Origin of the sequence: Chitinophaga sp. CC14 (assembly GCF_048957795.1) — a bacterium.
Classification (GTDB): Bacteria; Bacteroidota; Bacteroidia; order Chitinophagales; family Chitinophagaceae; genus Chitinophaga; species Chitinophaga ginsengisegetis.
Genome location: NZ_JARBFY010000005.1, coordinates 1,250,909 through 1,266,437, shown reverse-complemented (window position 1 = coordinate 1,266,437; position 15,529 = coordinate 1,250,909). Strand labels below are relative to the sequence as shown.

Here is a 15,529-nt window from a genome sequence, read left to right as displayed (position 1 = left end):
AGAAAAACATTTCCTCAAATGGATTTCCTCCCCAGAGCAGGTGTTTTTCCTTTTCTTTTCCATTTTCTGATGAGCAGGATTACAACCGCAACTATGCCGATCAGCATGGCCCAGATCAGGATTTTTCCTATTATAACTCCTATCAGATAGCCAGGTGGGTTGTTTCCTTGTGTGATCGTTGTTTGATCAGCAGTTATAGTAAGTGAATTAAAAAATCGTTTTCTGGCTGTTTCAGTAGCCTGTTTCTTTTCTGATAAGGTCCAGAAATTAATAGTGATCAGGGTATTGTTGAGCAATATCATCCTCGCATATCTTAAATCGGGTAGATTTGGATTTGGGCTTGCTACTGTTTCAATTTCTATTCCCTTGAATCCCTGGACTTCAAATGTTTTTTTTTCGACCAGTTTGCCTTTAGTACCCTTTACATAACCTTTGATGATGGGATCATAGAATTCAGCTAATTTGTCCGGCTTGAATAAAAGCTGTTCAGGATCAATTTCCCTGTTAATAACCGTGTACATACCTGTAGAATCTATAAACTTGGTAACCCTATTCCCCAAGGTATCCGATATGGAAGGTTTTTCAGGGAAGGTAACAGAAACCAGGCTCGCTATATTTTGCTTGTATGGGGTTTGCCCAAACAAATAGTATCCGTTAAATAAAAATAGAAATACAAAGAGGTATTGTTTCATCAGAGCGACTTTAAGGGATGAGTACCTAATATAATCTTTTTTTGCATACGGTGATTCTACTTACTTCCTTGGCTAGATAATTACATCTTTGCACACCCGTCGTCCGGGGCAAAAAGGGATTGGCGACTGGCGTAAAAAAACTGATTTTAGAAAGTCCATTTGCAGCTCTCTTATATACAAATTAAAGCACAATTACTGGAAAGTCATCTCGATTTGATGGATCAGTAGTAGGTCATTTGTAAGTATATCTCGCGATTATTCTCAGTTTTTATCGGGAATTGTAGGTCAATAAGTACAGGGCATTCCCCCGCGGAAGCCAGGGCGCCGCGCTTTCCGCTGCAATTTTTTCCTGGAAAAGGATTTCCACTCCAATCCCTGATGCTAAATGTAATTGTAACCTTTTTTACTTGTGGATACCAGTCACAATGCATAAATTTATTCCGAGAGCGTTAATCTGGGGCAAAGCCGAAAGGCGGAGCCCCTTCTTTTTTGCATTCACCCTGTCGGTTGTTTCCCTAGTTCTATCCCGGAAATGGTCATGCATTTTCCTCTTTTTTCCCTTGATATTCTGCCTTCATTTTCGTATCTTATAAGAAGAACAATAACTGTTAAAAGAACGAAAAATAAATGATGCGAACATTTGTAATGGGTGATATACATGGTGGTTATAAGGCGCTGTTGCAGTGCCTTGACCGTTCAGGTTTTAATGAGCAATGCGACCGCCTGATTCAGCTCGGGGACGTTCCCGACGGTTATCCCCAGGTCTATGAGTGCGTAGAAGAATTACTGAAGATCAGATACCTGGTTCCACTGAAAGGCAATCATGATGACTGGTTCAATGAATTTGCCCACACCGACTTTCATCCATACTACTGGAACCACGGCGGCAAGGGAACGCTCATTTCCTACCTGGAACATGCCGGCAAGAAGGGCCGGTATTTTACTTCCGGCAGTGGTTATAAAAGTGCCCTGGAGTCGACGGATATCCCCGAAACACACAAAGCCTTCTTCAGTAATCAAAAGCCCTGGTACATCGATGAGCACCAGAGATGCTTCGTGCATGCCGGTTTTGACCGGCGACAGCCTTTTCTTGATCAACGAGTGGAAAACTATTACTGGGACAGGAGTCTATGGGAAGAGGCCTGCCAGCAGCGCGATCGAATGGCTTCCGCTTTCATCCCCTCAACATTCAGCGAGATCTACATCGGCCATACCCCGACCACCAGATCGGGTACCGACCAGCCATTACAGGCATTCCATATCCGCAACATAGATACCGGCGCTGGACATGCAGGCCGCCTGACCATTATGGACATTGACAGTAAAGCATTCTGGCAATCCGATCCCTTACCAACCTTATACCCCGAAAATTTCGGGTAACTTTCATCTACATAGTTGCATGATGGTTTCGCCGATGTTTCCACATAGATCAGGGCTGAAACATTATGTTTTACTGATCTTTCTTGTAGGTTTCCTGCTGGTATGAAAGATTGAGGATACAATAATTTCTTTTTGTGATTTGTAAAGTTTAAATACGATCACATAAGGAAAACTGTCTAACTTACTTTTTCTGTAGTTCTGGTGATGAGTTTGATAATGTTCTGGATAATCAGCAAGATGGGTAATATGCCTGCGAAGCGTCTTTATAAAACGGTCGCCCAATCCTTCTTTCTGCTCTTCATACCAACTAAAGGCTTCGGCTATTTCCTTTTCAGCAGAAAGTAAAATAACAACAGTATAACTCATCTTTTCTTTGACGCAAGGATTCTAGTTTCAACCTCATTCCAGGATGATCCTTTCACTTTGCCGCTTTCATATTCCTCGATGCGTCTGTCCAGCATATCAAGATATTGGGGATCTTCCAAAGGGTCATAAACATGATTGATCTCATCTTCGACCATAGTATAGATCGCTTTTACTTTCTTATCATCGGCAAAGCGAATATAGTCATGTAGTTTTTCTCTGATTGCTGTAGCTCCCATAGCATTAAATTATATTACAAATATAATAAATATAAAAAGTAATAAAAAGAAAGATGCTTTAGAATAGACCAGCTGCAATGCTATATGTTTTTTTAAAAAAAGTTAGAAAGCTACCAACTAACGGTTTCTCAGATGATGGGAGTGCAAATCCTAAAGATATTAATCTGCAACAGGCATGGGATAGTAATAGTCCCAATCATCGAAATTATTAACGTTAACTTTCAAATACGATGGTTTAAATCCGTCTTCGTGAGAGCTGCTATATATGAATTTTGTAAAGGCCGGGTAGTTCTTTATTTTATCCAGGTCAATCACTTGAATTCCCCATTTGGTTGTGGAGGCAATAAATGGTAAAACAGCATTTAGGGAATCTAACTTTTCATAATCAAGGGGTCCAGGCTCAACATTTCGAAGATTATAAAATCCCGTTTGGCCATCAATTTCAAACTCATAAGAGGTTAGACCTTCAGCCGGCAAAAGCGCCATTCGAAAATTGATTTTATTATAGGCTGGATCTTCCCGAAACTGTTCAAAGACTTGCCAGAATTTCTCATTGTTATTCTGAAGCATTTTAATCAGGCGGGTGCAATTTCCCAAAAAAATAACCTCGCCCGATATTATTGAAAATCCAGGGCCGGAAGTCCCATCCCCAAATTGCGTGAAAGAGTGGCTAAAGTTAAGCAGGCATGTGAACTTTTTGTATTTGATATCTGCGAAAGCTTGATAAGCTGCGGTTTTTAGAATAAATACCATGAGCAGTTTTTGTGCTTCAAGATCAACTGGAGGAAGCAGTATTTCGCAGTATGGTATATTACGGTACTCCGTCTTTGTGTTTGGTGCAGTTGCGCTTTGAGCTAACAGTAATTTCTCCAGGCGTGCTAATCTATCTTTAATTTCACTGCTGAGGCTATTATCACTTAGGATGTTCTCTTTTAAGGAAGGAAAATATTTATTTCGTACAGATGGAAATTTTGCTATTTCTGTCTGAATGTCTGGCCAACTGAAGAATTTTAATGGGCGCCCCTTAGAAAGACTGTATGAAATGCAAGCGTCCTGGATTTCAATGAACTTACTTGTTGTAGTGGCAAAGTACACGCAGTTGATATCGTGAGGGAATTTTTCAATCAATTCGGTGGTTGAGGTCAGGTCGGATGTCAATTCTCTAAGCAATGTCTTTTTGGCACGGTTAATATCTTTCTTTTTTGCCTGTACTGCGATTTTAAGTTCCGGACTATAAATATCGACCCCAAATTGAGTGTGACCGCTAGAGCCGTACTCCTCAAAGGAGTTGGTTTTGTATATCGAATTAAAGAGATCTTTCAGAAAGGTTTGAAATTGATATTCATCCCCCAATGGTTCATATTGATACTTCATAAAGACATATTTACACAAGCAATTTATACAATTTGATGATTAGCCCAGTATATATTGCTATAATATGCACCCGATTGGAAAACGCGAAAGGATTTCTGCTGTATTCTGTAACCCAATATAGCCTCTATCTAGCAAATAAGTTCTCCGACATCATCGAAGTCGGCTTTTTTTGCCAAATATTTGGAAATAGACGGTACAACTAACGGTGACTTTCTAATTTTGAAGCTTTACTTTAGCGCCTTCAGCTTTTCATAGAAAACCTGTAACCCTGCCTTTTCCAGACATTCCTTGATGAATGCCGCCAGCTGCTCAGATAGCCCTTTGGGGAACAGGGTAAACAAGTCAGATCCTTCTTTCAGCTCCTTCTCTACCACCAAGGCAAACAACAAAACAATTTTACGGTTTGCCGTTGCCGGAAGCTTTACATTTCCCTCCCATTCTGTTGTACTCAACAGTGCATCGAACATCTGGATTTTTTCATTTGTAGTCATCATTGCTCACATTTAATTGTTCATTATCACAGCTGTAAAATTAAGCACTGGGAAGGAATTCAACCCATAGCAAAATTCGCATAGGTTAAAATTCCCGCGCCGGACTACATGAAGGCATTAGCTTACCATTTCTTTTTTTATTGCCTTGCCAGGTTAACAAGTCAGCTATAGTGGGCGGTAAGATTGGCTATTATTTTGCTTTTTATCACTACCACTTGATGCGCTCATAATCAATATCATCATCGCTAAGTTCCAGGTCTTTGATTTCACAATTCAGCCTTTGCGCTTCCAAGGACAAAAAGGTACTGTAATTCTTATATTCATCACTACCATAAACCGCCCTTCTCATCAGCTGAGGTAATTTTCTGAAAGCAGCCTTGCCGCCGCCAAGCGCAAAATATGTGGCATTAATACTTCTCATGAACAAATAAGTATGATCGTTTCCCTGATAGATGCCATTGGACACGTAAGGCAGTAACGGTATGGCGCCGACCTCATCAAAATTACGGAGCGAACTTTCAACCCAATATTCCAATTGCAGCATGATTGCAAGGTCTAATTTATCACTTTCAAAAAAGCGCATGTTGTGCCGGATTGCGCTTAGGGAAAACAATAGGTGAACCCAGGAGACTTCACAGCCAAAATATTTAACTTCTTCAAAGGAAAAATGGCTATTCTGCCTGGTTAATCTGCTGCCTTCATAAGCCTTTCTGATCTCATGAACAAACCCACTGATTATCTGATCGCGGCTGTTGAATCCTTTCTTTTCGGAAAAGCCTTCCTGGCTCCAGAATTTGCCAATGACAGCGTAAAGACTATCCAGGTCATCATAAGACCCCCACAATTCTACACCAAGACCTCTTTTCGTTGGTATTAAATAGAACATATCATTTAAACTTAGTTGTTTTAAGCCTGTAGATCAAAATGGGGCTATACCAGGATTGTCAAATCATAGGTTTAGTGGTCGTCATAAATCTACTAATTACAAAACTACTAATATACCATTACTTCGGCATTAATCCAGATATGTGGGCACGATGCTTTTCCGTTAATTTTAGTTCAACCATGAAATTGTCATTTACCCTGATTGACTACCTTTTCGTAGAAGAAAGCTTCCCCGTTAATACCTGTTCCAATCACAATGATTTTAAAGCTTTGCTCTCTCAGCCTAAATTGATACTCCTTTCCGGTTAGGTATGGTTCCCACAACAAAGTAATGTGGTCGGGAGTTGTCCAGCTTAAGGGCCTGTTATAGCCTTCAATTTTTAAGCTTTTCAATTCAGCCGGTAGTACTGCAAGGTCATCTCCCTTTCTGGTGTACAGGCAGATGGCAGGGCAGGGGGGATGCAGATCCTGGAACACCTTAACATACGCAAAATCACTTAATGGCCTTTGCGCTACAATTTGACCACTTACGGGTTGTTCGTCGATATAATATACTATCCCGCTGGAGCATGACTGGAGGCTGCTGGTCATCCAGCCCTTCGGCAGTTCACTGTTTAGATAATCCAGCACATAATAAATCCTGCCGGGATTTAACGGTGAACGAAGGTCCAGACTATAATGTTCCATCGGTGCAAATTCTGGCTTCATCACATATCGTTTGTTCAGGGCCCGGTTTCGATCCTGCCACCGCGCTTTGATTTCAACCATCTTGAGCTGTTTCTCCTTGCCGGTCATATTGTCAACGGCACCCTGGGGATGCTGTAGTGGTTTAGGTGGAAACGTCAGTGTATCATTCCGGTAAAGCGATGGCGGTGGTGGGTGGAAAGGCGGATGGGGGGTAGGGAAGATGGATAGCAGCGGAGCTTTTGCCGCTGGCCTATTTTTTTGTTGAATGGTGTAGAATAGCTCTCCCGGCCCATAAAAATACATGGCAGGCAAGACCACGTTTTGATCGCCATCTATTGGCAATACCATCGGCGAGGTGCTGAAGGAATCCTGCTTAAAATAAACCATCATCTGGCCATCAACCCTTGAAGCCTTTTTGGACTGCTGAACAATTTGGCATTTGTAAGTTAGCCAACCGGTATCCCATTGTGGATGGAAGGATGGCCCCGGAGGGAAAGAAAGTAAGGTGGCATTGCCAGGGTCAGTATTACTGGTCACCGCAACCGAGAAATTTTTTATCCGCTGGTCAACGCAAAGGAAGTATTGCCCCTCGACTTTTTTAAAGGAAAGCCAGTCCGCATCTGAGCTGTCGACCGGCCCTTTGGAAAATGACCTGACTACATTTTTTCCTTCTTCGTTTAGCACCGTTAAGGGAACAATAGTTTCGGAGTTACCATGAAGCGTATAAGCCCTGAACCAATATACCCCCGGCTGCTGTTGGAGCTGCATTTGACCAAAACCAGTTCCATCGGAAAGGGGATAAACCTGGCGGCTGATCAGCAGGTTGTCTTGTCCGTACAGCTCGACATAAAAACTGGTGCTGGACCGGGTGAGGGAATCGTTGAGCACATAAGCCCTGAACCAAATCGTATCCGAGGGGTAACAGATTTTTTTGTCTGTTTGAAGAAAAAAGTGTTCAACCTGCCCCTCGCAGATTTGAGCGGTCAGCAACGCCACCATAAAAGTTATCATCCTTACCATCTGCAATAGTTTAACAGGCCTTTATCCTAAAGCCAGTCATCTATTAATTACACATTTGCGGCGAGAGGGTACTATTTTTCCAATTAATCGCTAATGACTTTATCCCCGCTATTTTGACCGCTGTTCCTGGCTGATCAGTGGTTGTCTGAGTGTAGCTTTGATTGTCGCATTTTTTTTATTCCAGTGGGATTAGGACTGCCACTGTTTACCTATATCGAAATTTGTATGGGTTGAGGTTTTGCAATCTGGAGCCACTATGTTTGTGTCACAGAAACTGAATTGTGAACCCGAAAATAGTGTCGTATGGAAAACAGTAATGAAAGGCTAACCTGTGAGCAGGCCCGAAATTTTGACTTAGTAGATTACCTGGCCAGCTTAGGCCATCACCCCAAAAAAGTACAGGCAAATAACCATTGGTATCTCTCACCCTTCCGTGAAGAGAGAACCCCCTCTTTTAGAGTCAACCGGAAGTTAAATGTATGGGCAGATTTTGGGGATGCTGTGCCACCGGGGAAAAAGGTTTCCGGAGGTAACCTTATTGATTTTGCTGTCAGGTATCACCGGTGTACCGTGAGTGAGTTTTTAATCAGTATGCAAAGCCAACAAGGATTGCCCATGTTCGCTAAAGCTGAGCGGAAAACATTGACCAAAGAGGAACTGGAAAAAGACAAGATCACTATTCTAAAAGACATCCAGTTATCCCATCCAGCGTTGCTAACTTATCTGCAAAGCAGAAGAATCTCCTATCAACTCGCCACCGAACACTGTAGAGAGGTTCATTTTCGACTCCATGACCGGCCTTATTTCGCTATTGGCTTTAAAAATGATGCCGGTGGTTATGAACTTCGCAATGCACATTTCAAAGGCAGCTCTTCACCTAAAGGCTTTACCCATATCCATGCCGAACAGCAGGCGCCGGGAGTCGCCGTCTTTGAGGGCTTCTTCAGCTACCTTTCTTACCTCAGTCTGGTGCCCCAATGTGAGCGTGAAGATCGTGATAGCGTGGTTCTTAACAGTCTTGTTTTTTTTGAATCCGCCCGCCCAGTTCTGGAAAGCTATAAAACTGTTGACCTGTTCCTGGATAATAACGCCCCTGGGAAACGGATCACTGACTATGCCCGTTCATTAGACAGGCGCCTGTATAAAGACAAAAGTCACACCTATAAAAATTATGATGACTTCAACCATCTGCATTGTCATTTTGGTGAATCCAAGAAGAAAGGGAAAAAACTACTCCCCTGATCTATAGCAATACAAAAAACATCATTCAGGTTCCCTGATTCCCAAATCCAAAGCCTAACCAAGTTTAGCCATCCCCCAACCTGGTTACGGGATGGCGTCCCACGCTTCGCTGGAACCCGCAAGATGTTCGGTTGTATCACAACCGGGAAGTTTTTTGCCTCCCCCTCCTAAGTCGGGGGAGGTTTTGAATGAACAAATTTGATAAGTGAGAAAGATAAGTGCGCATGAAAAAATCAGAAACCAAATCCAAATGGCTGCATTTGCGGCTTTCAGAAGCAGATTATAAACAGCTTCATACAGAGTTTTCCAAGACCACCGAACGGAAAATATCGACTTATTCCCGCAAGATCCTTTTAAGTAAACCGATGATCGCAGGCTATAGAAATCATACTGCTGATGTATTGATGATCGAGTTTTCAAAGCTCATTAAAGACCTCAACGGCGTTGCCAATAACTTCAACCAGGCAGTGCATGTCCTCCACACTTTGAAGCACCACTCGCAGTTTGCCAAATGGTTAGCAGCCTACCAATCAGCGCAAAACCTGCTGCTTACCGACATCCGATCCATTCGTGAATTTATCCATAAAACCGCATCGGTATGGTCGCAATCATAAACTCCGGGAAGCACATCCGCAAGAGTTTTTTTTACAATGACAACAAACTCGAAAGCGGCGCGGCGGACCTACTGATGGCTGAAAATTATCCTATGGAATTACAGTGGATGAACCGTGATCAGCGTCTGAATGTGCTGTTGAAAACGGCGAGCAAGAAACAAATAAGCCGCCCAAGCCTCCACATTTCACTAAATTTTGCGCCTGGAGAAAAGCTATCCGATGAACTGTTAAAACAGATCACTACCGAGTATATGCAGGCCATTGGCCTGGGTGATCAGCCATATTTAATGTATCGGCATCACGATAGTTCCCACCCACATGTGCATATAGTAACGCACCGTATTGACCCTAATGGCGATCTGGTAGATACCTATATGATTGGAAGAAGAAAGTCTGATCCGGCCCGCAAGGAGCTGGAAAAAAAGTATTGCCTGGTCCCGGCAGCCAAACACGAATCCGGGTTATATGATCTGTCGCCTGTCAACGTGTTCAAGGTAATTTACAGTAAATCGCAGACCAAAAAATCTATTGAGGACCGGTTGAATTATGTCCTGAAAAACTATAAGTTCAGCTCACTTTCAGCCTTGAATGCGGTACTTAAAGGCTATAATATCGGGGCCAGCCGGGGCACAAAAGAGTCCAGGATGTATCGGAAAAATGGGCTGATCTATCACTTGATTGGTCCAGCCGGTACACCAGCCGGCAAGCCCATAAGGTCTAGCCTTCTGACCGTTGAGGCCACCTTGAAAGACCTGCAAAAATACTTTACAGCCAAGGCCGATTTCTCTCCCCAGCAACTTAGCAGAATTAAAAATGCGGTTGATCTCGCCCTGAAAACCAAGCCACCACCCTCCCTTACTGAATTATCTACCCAGCTAAATAAGCAAAATATAAAGATCGTCGTGCTTAAAAATAAAGCTCGACAGATCTACGGAATCAGCTATGTCGACAATAAATCTAGGTGCGCTTTGAACGGTGGTGACCTGGGACCAGCCTACAGCGCCAATGCGGTCCAGCAGCGGTGTAAAGCAGAGATTATCCCGCAGGATCTGGTTAATGAAGCCCTAAAACCATCGCTTTCCCAGCTCACAGCCCAAGCCCCAGGACGTAGAGACGGCCTTAAAAACGATGCACCTGCAGCCAACGAGCAATTCCAGTTTTCGTCTCCCTCCGGGACTGAAGATCATGATGAAAAAGGACTGTTTGAGATTCTGGTGGCACCAGAGGATGTCTATGAGCCGCTTCCCTATGAACTCCGAAGAAGAAAGAAAAAGAAGAAAAAGAAAAATTAATAACCCCTAAAAGCAGCGTGTGATGGCAAGTACAGGTGAAAATGAACAAGCGCTTAGGAAGATTCTCGACATGACCCGGTTCATCAGTATCGTCCTGCTTATACTCCATATCTACTATTATTTTTACGCCGCCTTCCTTCATTGGGAGTTGGTCACCCCGTTTACAGACCGGCTAATGGGCAATATTTCCCGTACCGGCCTGTTTAATTATTTTCATAAATCCAAACTCCTGGCCCTGTGTTTTCTGGCCATTTCCCTGGTCGGAGCAAAGGGCAGAAAGAGCGAGACGCTGACAACAAAAAAAGCACTGACCTATATTGCATGGGGCCTTGCGGTTTATTTTGCAGCTTACTTTCTGCTGTATTGCCCCTGGGAAAACACCATCATAACCGCGTGTTATATCCTGATGATCTTTATAGGATTCATGCTCATCCTAACAGGGGGCACCTGGCTTTCGAGGATCATTAAAGCGAAACTTGCTGATGATATTTTTAATGATGAGAATGAGACTTTTCCGCAGGAAACACGATTGATTGAGAATGAATTTTCTGTCAACCTGCCCACCAAATTCCGCTATAAGGGCAAAATCCACAACGGTTATCTTAACATAATTTCCCCCCAAAGGGCCGTGATTTGCCAGGGATCCGCGGGAAGTGGAAAAACGGCATACTTTCTTAGGCACGTAATTTCGCAAAGCCTGGGTAAGAAGGAACCCTTCAGCGCACTAATCTATGACTTCAAGTTCCCGGACCTTTCTATCGTCGCTTATAACCATTGGCTAAAAAACAAACATAAATACGGCGTAAAAAGCAGTTGCTACTTTATCAACTTCGATGACCTCAGCCGTACCCACAGAGGCAATGTGTTTGACCCCAAAGGAATGACTGACATCACCGATGCCAGTGAATCTGCACGTACCATATTGCTCGGTCTTAATAAGTCGTGGCAAAAAAAAGAGGGGGATTTTTTTACGGAAAGTGCCATCAATTTTGTAACAGCAATCATCTGGTTCCTTCGCAAATACCATAATGGAAAGTATTGTACACTGCCGCATGTGCTGGAATTTATTCAATTGGGCTACGATGATATGTTCTCCATTATGCGGCTGGAGCCGACCATTTCCGCATTGATTTCACCGTTCCTGAAAGCCTATGAAGCCGACGTGATGGAACAGCTGGAAGGGCAGATTGCAAGTGCCAAAATAGCCCTCGCCCGTTTAACTTCTCCACAGCTATACTATGTTTTAAGTGGAGATGATTTCAGTCTGGATATCAATAATCCTGAGCACCCTGTGGTGTTGTGTATGGGCAATAACCCTCAAAAGATCATGATCTATGGTGCGGTGTTATCCCTGTATGGCAACCGTATTTTAAAGATCATCAACCAGAAGAACAAGGTGAAATGCGCCCTGGTTTTGGACGAGTGGCCCACTTTAAATCTGGAGCTAAATATGGTCGTCAGTACCGGAAGGCAGAATAAAATTTGTACCTACATCGGTTTGCAGGAGTCGGCGCAGGTCCGGAAGGAGTATGGTAAGGAAAGCGCGGATGTGATCACCAATATGGTTGGAAATATCGTTTCCGGGCAGGTTTCAGGGGACAGTGCAAAGCAATTGAGTGAGCGCATTGGCAAAATCAATCAGGACAAAACCAGCCTCTCAATCAACAGTGCGGATACCTCAGTTAGCAAAAGCAAACAGCTCGATTATGCTGTCCCCGCGTCGAAAATTTCTGCGCTAAGTAGCGGCGAATTTGTTGGAATGGTTGCCGATACCCCACAACAAAGGATACAGTTAAAGGCCTTTCACTGTCAGATTGTGAACGACTTTGATGCCATTAATGCGGAGGAAAAAGCCTATCGACCTATTCCCGTAATCCGTAATGTAGATCAGGCGACAGTAGATGAAAATTATAACCGCATCAGGCAGGAAGTACTGGATCTGAAAGACTCGGAGATTGAAAGAATGTTGAACGATCCTGAATTGGAGGATTTGGTAATTAGGAAATAGTTTATCTCTAAGTCGTCGATTTCATTTGCGTTGTTTTAAAACCGGATCTTATTGCTGTACGCTCTAATATTTTATCCTGTTCAGAGTGAGGTCTGACACCGTGTATGGAAATAAGCTAAGCTAAAGTTTAAAAGGTGGACGTCTAGCAGAAGGTTATCCAGGACTCTACAGATAGTTTTATATTAATATTATAATAATGGATAATATTATTGTGTCAATAAAAAAATAAACACATTTATAAATTCTCCCTAAGCATTTGAAATATTTGAAATTTGGTGTAAATTCATAACGCAGTTTGATTTGAGAAATGATATCCCACTACCTCTCAACCCCACCTATTCTGTATGAAATTATTTTGTTTGGTTATTGGAATTGTCTTCAACTTACTTATTTTTCTGTTGCCAATTGATTCACGCGGACAGGTAGACGGTCAGAAGACTCTGCAAGCTAACGTTGGAGTTAATGATACTTCCTTGATAATTGATATGAATGTCCTAAATGCAGAACAGAAAAACCGATTGCTTGTCTTTCAGGCAAAGAAATCAATGGCTGAAGGTACGGTTGATACTATTATCAATACGGAAAAGACGCTAAGGAAGGCCATTTCTGATTATACTAAGCTACATAGTAAGCTTAAAGCATTTGCGGTTTACCAAACTATCGTGGAAAAATTGAATGAAATAGCTCCGACGGATAAAGTAAAAATTGGAGAGGAGTTGTATATGCCGATAATCTTTGCGCTGCCAGGTAAAAAAAGTAATCCCAATTACATACAGTCCATAGACTATTCAAATGCTAAGATTAAGGTATCTTCTTTAGATAATGATATGCTAGACAGTAGTATTCAGCATACGCCTGATGTTGCGGGGTTTGTCAAATTGATGCTTACAAACGAGCAATTTTTAGAAGTGAAAAATAATGTGATAGGCTCCAAAGAGTTTGACAGATTAAATAATAATGGCATTAAAGTCTTAGATCATAAGCTGAGTCAGATCTATTTTCCGGTAAATGAGACACAAGTTGAAACCACAAACATAAAGCCTTCCCAAGTATCTGATAGTCTACTTATTAAACTAAAAAAACTTACCGCCAATGATTTTGGTGTTTACTATGTTTTGGATTTTTTTACGGAGGGGGAATGTTCACATGGAAACAAAGTGGTATCTGTAATAAAACAAAAATTTCGTGAATTGGGAATAGATTCGAGTTTTCTGAAGCTCAAGACGATTTCAGTTGACTACAAGAATGATCCACAAGGTGCTTTGAACTTTTTAAGAGCTTTTTATTCAACCTACTCGAGTGGTTATGATCAGACATTTGGACTCGCCCTTGTTAAAGAATTGGAAGAAAGACAGTTGACGATAGATAGTACGTGTGGAAAATGTATTCCAAGTGAAGTGCTGCTTGCATATCTAAGCGACTGCTATTTTCAGGAGCCGGATGTTATTTCGACGTCATTTTATATTTCGACTCAAAAGACAGTTACGCCCAATTTTCGTCAGAATGGAACCACCTTCGTTACGGCCTGTCTCAATGAACCCAATAAAAGAATTGAATCATTGGATGAATTGGATGCCGATACAGAAACCTCTCAACCATTAGCTGCATTATATCATCAACCTCAGCTAGGAGGTATAACAGTAAGTTCACAAATACGCGCGGATACTTTTGATGGGATGTATTCTAAAGAAGGTAACGGGGTTTCAACGATCGGGCAAGGAGGTGGTTGGGACTTTGAGAAGTACTGTAATAAGCCCTATACAGGAGCAAGTTTTGCAGTTCCTGATATAGGGGCAACAATGTTAATTGCGAAGGCCTTTTGGAAATCAAATGGTTTCAAACCTCCTGCGCAGGAGGCAAAAATAAGACTCTTGCTAAGTGCCGACATAAGTTCAAGTTTAGTGGGGAAATTTGGTTCAGGCGGCCGCCCAAACCTGGAGAAATTAATTGTTATAGGAAATGGATACTTTCAAGATATCAATAACAATATTGACTCCTGCACAATTAAGCCGGGATCAAAAATATTCTTTAATAATTTTAAAAGGGGAACAGGTATCAATGATGTTTCGGGATTAGCAATTTCAGGTGGCAATTTATATTACTTTTCTGAGTTAAAGATGTCTTGGTGTAAGAGTGAATTTGAAAGTATTGATGTTACGGTAGTAAGAAACGGAAATGAAGAACATTTCACTTCAATCGATGCTCTTAAATTAAAGTACAAATATTTAATCAACCTCAAAAATTAACGTTATGCAAACAAGAAAACTTCTATTTATTTTGTCCCTATTTTTCCTGCCCTCCTTAGTACATTCCCAGAACTATAGTAAGATTTTTCAGGATGCAGTGAAGAAAACAATTGGTGATGACATAAAGAAATTTAAAACATTCAGCTATCCTACAGACAACTATGGCTTACTCACTACCTACGAAAGGAAAGTGAACCTTGGCAATATGTTATGTGATATGATGTATTGCATTGATACCAGCTCGGGGAAAAATAAGGATTGGCTGAATCTAAATGGGTATGCTGCAGTCGGAAAAGGTGGACCGGTTGAAATGGAACAAGAATTGAAGAACAGTTGGGGTGCAGAGGTAGTACTTCCTAAGATATATAAGATCTTAGGAATATCAACTGACGTTTCCGTGGATAAGAAAATCGATGTTAACGTTTCTATTGATGGCGCCTATATAAGAACTATGCGGAAACAGCTGATGTCTTCCCACATTAATAGTCTAAGTAAAGATGATCCCATCTTTAAAGCCTACAATAACGGGCGATTAGTATTAATTGTCGCTGATTGTATAATTGAGGGCGTAACTGTTAAAGTCGCAAAAACATCCGCACTCAATGCCAAGTTAAATGCGAAGGTTGGTGCTGGTGATACTGAAGTGGTTTCTAAGGTTTTTAGTGATGCCAAAGTTTCTGTCAGAGTTGACCGTTCCGTAGAAGGGGATTACACAATTAAATTTGATCAGCCTTTGATTTTTGCAACATTATCGAAGAAGCAACCGCGCGCTGGTGAACTAGGAAGTGAGGATAATTATGATGACTGGCTTGATGTTAACAATGAAGATATGTCAGTCAGCAACTAGAAGTTGAATGCCACATTTTGAATGTCGCGTTTTTTTCCTAGATTTCTGTAGCCCCGAGATCACAAAAACATTTTAAACCTGCGTTGTTCGCAGGTTTTTTATTTTAAAAAAGATTACTAAAAATTAGTTATGGCTATAGATAAAAATGA

The 15,529-nt window shown here is 41.8% G+C and carries 14 protein-coding genes; 7 read left to right on the top strand and 7 right to left on the bottom strand.

Features of this window, described 5'->3' with window-relative positions; all coding sequences use genetic code 11:
- Window positions 1-14: 14 nt before the first annotated feature.
- Complete coding sequence (locus PV783_RS24700; protein ID WP_420989955.1) at window positions 15-692, bottom strand: hypothetical protein; 678 nt, start codon at window positions 690-692, stop codon at window positions 15-17.
- A gap of 627 nt (window positions 693-1,319) precedes the next feature.
- Between PV783_RS24700 and PV783_RS24695 the strand changes: the two genes are divergently transcribed.
- Window positions 1,320-2,072, top strand: a complete 753-nt coding sequence (locus PV783_RS24695) for a metallophosphoesterase (RefSeq protein ID WP_420989954.1) — start codon at window positions 1,320-1,322, stop codon at window positions 2,070-2,072.
- Between the two features lie 63 nt (window positions 2,073-2,135).
- Here PV783_RS24695 and PV783_RS24690 read toward each other — a convergent pair whose 3' ends face one another.
- The 6 genes from PV783_RS24690 to PV783_RS24665 form a co-directional block, all read right to left on the bottom strand.
- Window positions 2,136-2,438 carry a type II toxin-antitoxin system RelE/ParE family toxin gene (locus tag PV783_RS24690; protein WP_420989953.1) on the bottom strand — a complete coding sequence of 101 codons (303 nt, stop codon included), beginning with the start codon at window positions 2,436-2,438 and terminating at the stop codon, window positions 2,136-2,138.
- On the bottom strand, window positions 2,435-2,674 hold the full coding sequence (locus PV783_RS24685) for an addiction module protein (protein ID WP_420989952.1): 240 nt from the start codon (window positions 2,672-2,674) through the stop codon (window positions 2,435-2,437). Before PV783_RS24685 ends, PV783_RS24690 begins: the two co-directional genes overlap by 4 nt.
- Window positions 2,675-2,833: 159 nt before the next feature.
- Window positions 2,834-4,048: a hypothetical protein gene (locus PV783_RS24680; RefSeq protein ID WP_420989951.1), complete on the bottom strand. Its 1,215-nt coding sequence runs from the start codon at window positions 4,046-4,048 to the stop codon at window positions 2,834-2,836.
- A 227-nt stretch (window positions 4,049-4,275) separates the two neighbouring features.
- Window positions 4,276-4,542 carry a hypothetical protein gene (locus PV783_RS24675; protein ID WP_420989950.1) on the bottom strand — a complete coding sequence of 89 codons (267 nt, stop codon included), beginning with the start codon at window positions 4,540-4,542 and terminating at the stop codon, window positions 4,276-4,278.
- Window positions 4,543-4,747: 205 nt separating this feature from the next.
- A complete protein-coding gene (locus PV783_RS24670) occupies window positions 4,748-5,425 on the bottom strand; it encodes a DUF6904 family protein (protein WP_420989949.1) in 678 nt (225 codons plus the stop codon).
- A gap of 188 nt (window positions 5,426-5,613) precedes the next feature.
- Window positions 5,614-7,131, bottom strand: coding sequence for a hypothetical protein (locus PV783_RS24665; RefSeq protein WP_420989948.1), 1,518 nt, complete (start codon window positions 7,129-7,131; stop codon window positions 5,614-5,616).
- Between the two features lie 303 nt (window positions 7,132-7,434).
- On the opposite strand from PV783_RS24665, the gene PV783_RS24660 reads away from it, so the two are divergent.
- The 6 genes from PV783_RS24660 (at window position 7,435) to PV783_RS24635 (ending at window position 15,380) form a co-directional block, all read left to right on the top strand.
- A complete protein-coding gene (locus tag PV783_RS24660) occupies window positions 7,435-8,373 on the top strand; it encodes a toprim domain-containing protein (protein ID WP_420989947.1) in 939 nt (312 codons plus the stop codon).
- Window positions 8,374-8,597: 224 nt separating this feature from the next.
- Window positions 8,598-8,987 carry a plasmid mobilization relaxosome protein MobC gene (locus PV783_RS24655; RefSeq protein ID WP_420989946.1) on the top strand — a complete coding sequence of 130 codons (390 nt, stop codon included), beginning with the start codon at window positions 8,598-8,600 and terminating at the stop codon, window positions 8,985-8,987.
- Window positions 8,972-10,279, top strand: a complete 1,308-nt coding sequence (locus PV783_RS24650) for a relaxase/mobilization nuclease domain-containing protein (RefSeq protein WP_420989945.1) — start codon at window positions 8,972-8,974, stop codon at window positions 10,277-10,279. The genes PV783_RS24655 and PV783_RS24650 overlap by 16 nt, the downstream gene beginning before the upstream one ends.
- A gap of 22 nt (window positions 10,280-10,301) precedes the next feature.
- A complete protein-coding gene (gene mobC, locus PV783_RS24645; RefSeq protein WP_420989944.1) occupies window positions 10,302-12,287 on the top strand; it encodes a conjugal transfer protein MobC in 1,986 nt (661 codons plus the stop codon).
- 344 nt (window positions 12,288-12,631) lie between these two features.
- Complete coding sequence (locus PV783_RS24640) at window positions 12,632-14,533, top strand: hypothetical protein (RefSeq protein WP_420989943.1); 1,902 nt, start codon at window positions 12,632-12,634, stop codon at window positions 14,531-14,533.
- A gap of 4 nt (window positions 14,534-14,537) precedes the next feature.
- Window positions 14,538-15,380 (top strand): hypothetical protein, encoded by an 843-nt coding sequence (locus PV783_RS24635; RefSeq protein ID WP_420989942.1) that lies wholly within the window; start codon window positions 14,538-14,540, stop codon window positions 15,378-15,380.
- The last annotated feature ends 149 nt before the right edge of the window (window positions 15,381-15,529 follow it).

Excerpts from the sequence above, each read along its gene's own strand:
- PV783_RS24700 (WP_420989955.1), bottom strand. The coding sequence starts at position 692 with ATGAAACAATACCTCTTTGTATTTCTATTTTTATTTAACGGATACTAT.
- PV783_RS24695 (WP_420989954.1), top strand. The coding sequence starts at position 1,320 with ATGATGCGAACATTTGTAATGGGTGATATACATGGTGGTTATAAGGCG.
- PV783_RS24690 (WP_420989953.1), bottom strand. The coding sequence starts at position 2,438 with ATGAGTTATACTGTTGTTATTTTACTTTCTGCTGAAAAGGAAATAGCC.
- PV783_RS24685 (WP_420989952.1), bottom strand. The coding sequence starts at position 2,674 with ATGGGAGCTACAGCAATCAGAGAAAAACTACATGACTATATTCGCTTT.
- PV783_RS24680 (WP_420989951.1), bottom strand. The coding sequence starts at position 4,048 with ATGAAGTATCAATATGAACCATTGGGGGATGAATATCAATTTCAAACC.
- PV783_RS24675 (WP_420989950.1), bottom strand. The coding sequence starts at position 4,542 with ATGATGACTACAAATGAAAAAATCCAGATGTTCGATGCACTGTTGAGT.
- PV783_RS24670 (WP_420989949.1), bottom strand. The coding sequence starts at position 5,425 with ATGTTCTATTTAATACCAACGAAAAGAGGTCTTGGTGTAGAATTGTGG.
- PV783_RS24665 (WP_420989948.1), bottom strand. The coding sequence starts at position 7,131 with ATGGTAAGGATGATAACTTTTATGGTGGCGTTGCTGACCGCTCAAATC.
- PV783_RS24660 (WP_420989947.1), top strand. The coding sequence starts at position 7,435 with ATGGAAAACAGTAATGAAAGGCTAACCTGTGAGCAGGCCCGAAATTTT.
- PV783_RS24655 (WP_420989946.1), top strand. The coding sequence starts at position 8,598 with ATGAAAAAATCAGAAACCAAATCCAAATGGCTGCATTTGCGGCTTTCA.
- PV783_RS24650 (WP_420989945.1), top strand. The coding sequence starts at position 8,972 with ATGGTCGCAATCATAAACTCCGGGAAGCACATCCGCAAGAGTTTTTTT.
- mobC (WP_420989944.1), top strand. The coding sequence starts at position 10,302 with ATGGCAAGTACAGGTGAAAATGAACAAGCGCTTAGGAAGATTCTCGAC.
- PV783_RS24640 (WP_420989943.1), top strand. The coding sequence starts at position 12,632 with ATGAAATTATTTTGTTTGGTTATTGGAATTGTCTTCAACTTACTTATT.
- PV783_RS24635 (WP_420989942.1), top strand. The coding sequence starts at position 14,538 with ATGCAAACAAGAAAACTTCTATTTATTTTGTCCCTATTTTTCCTGCCC.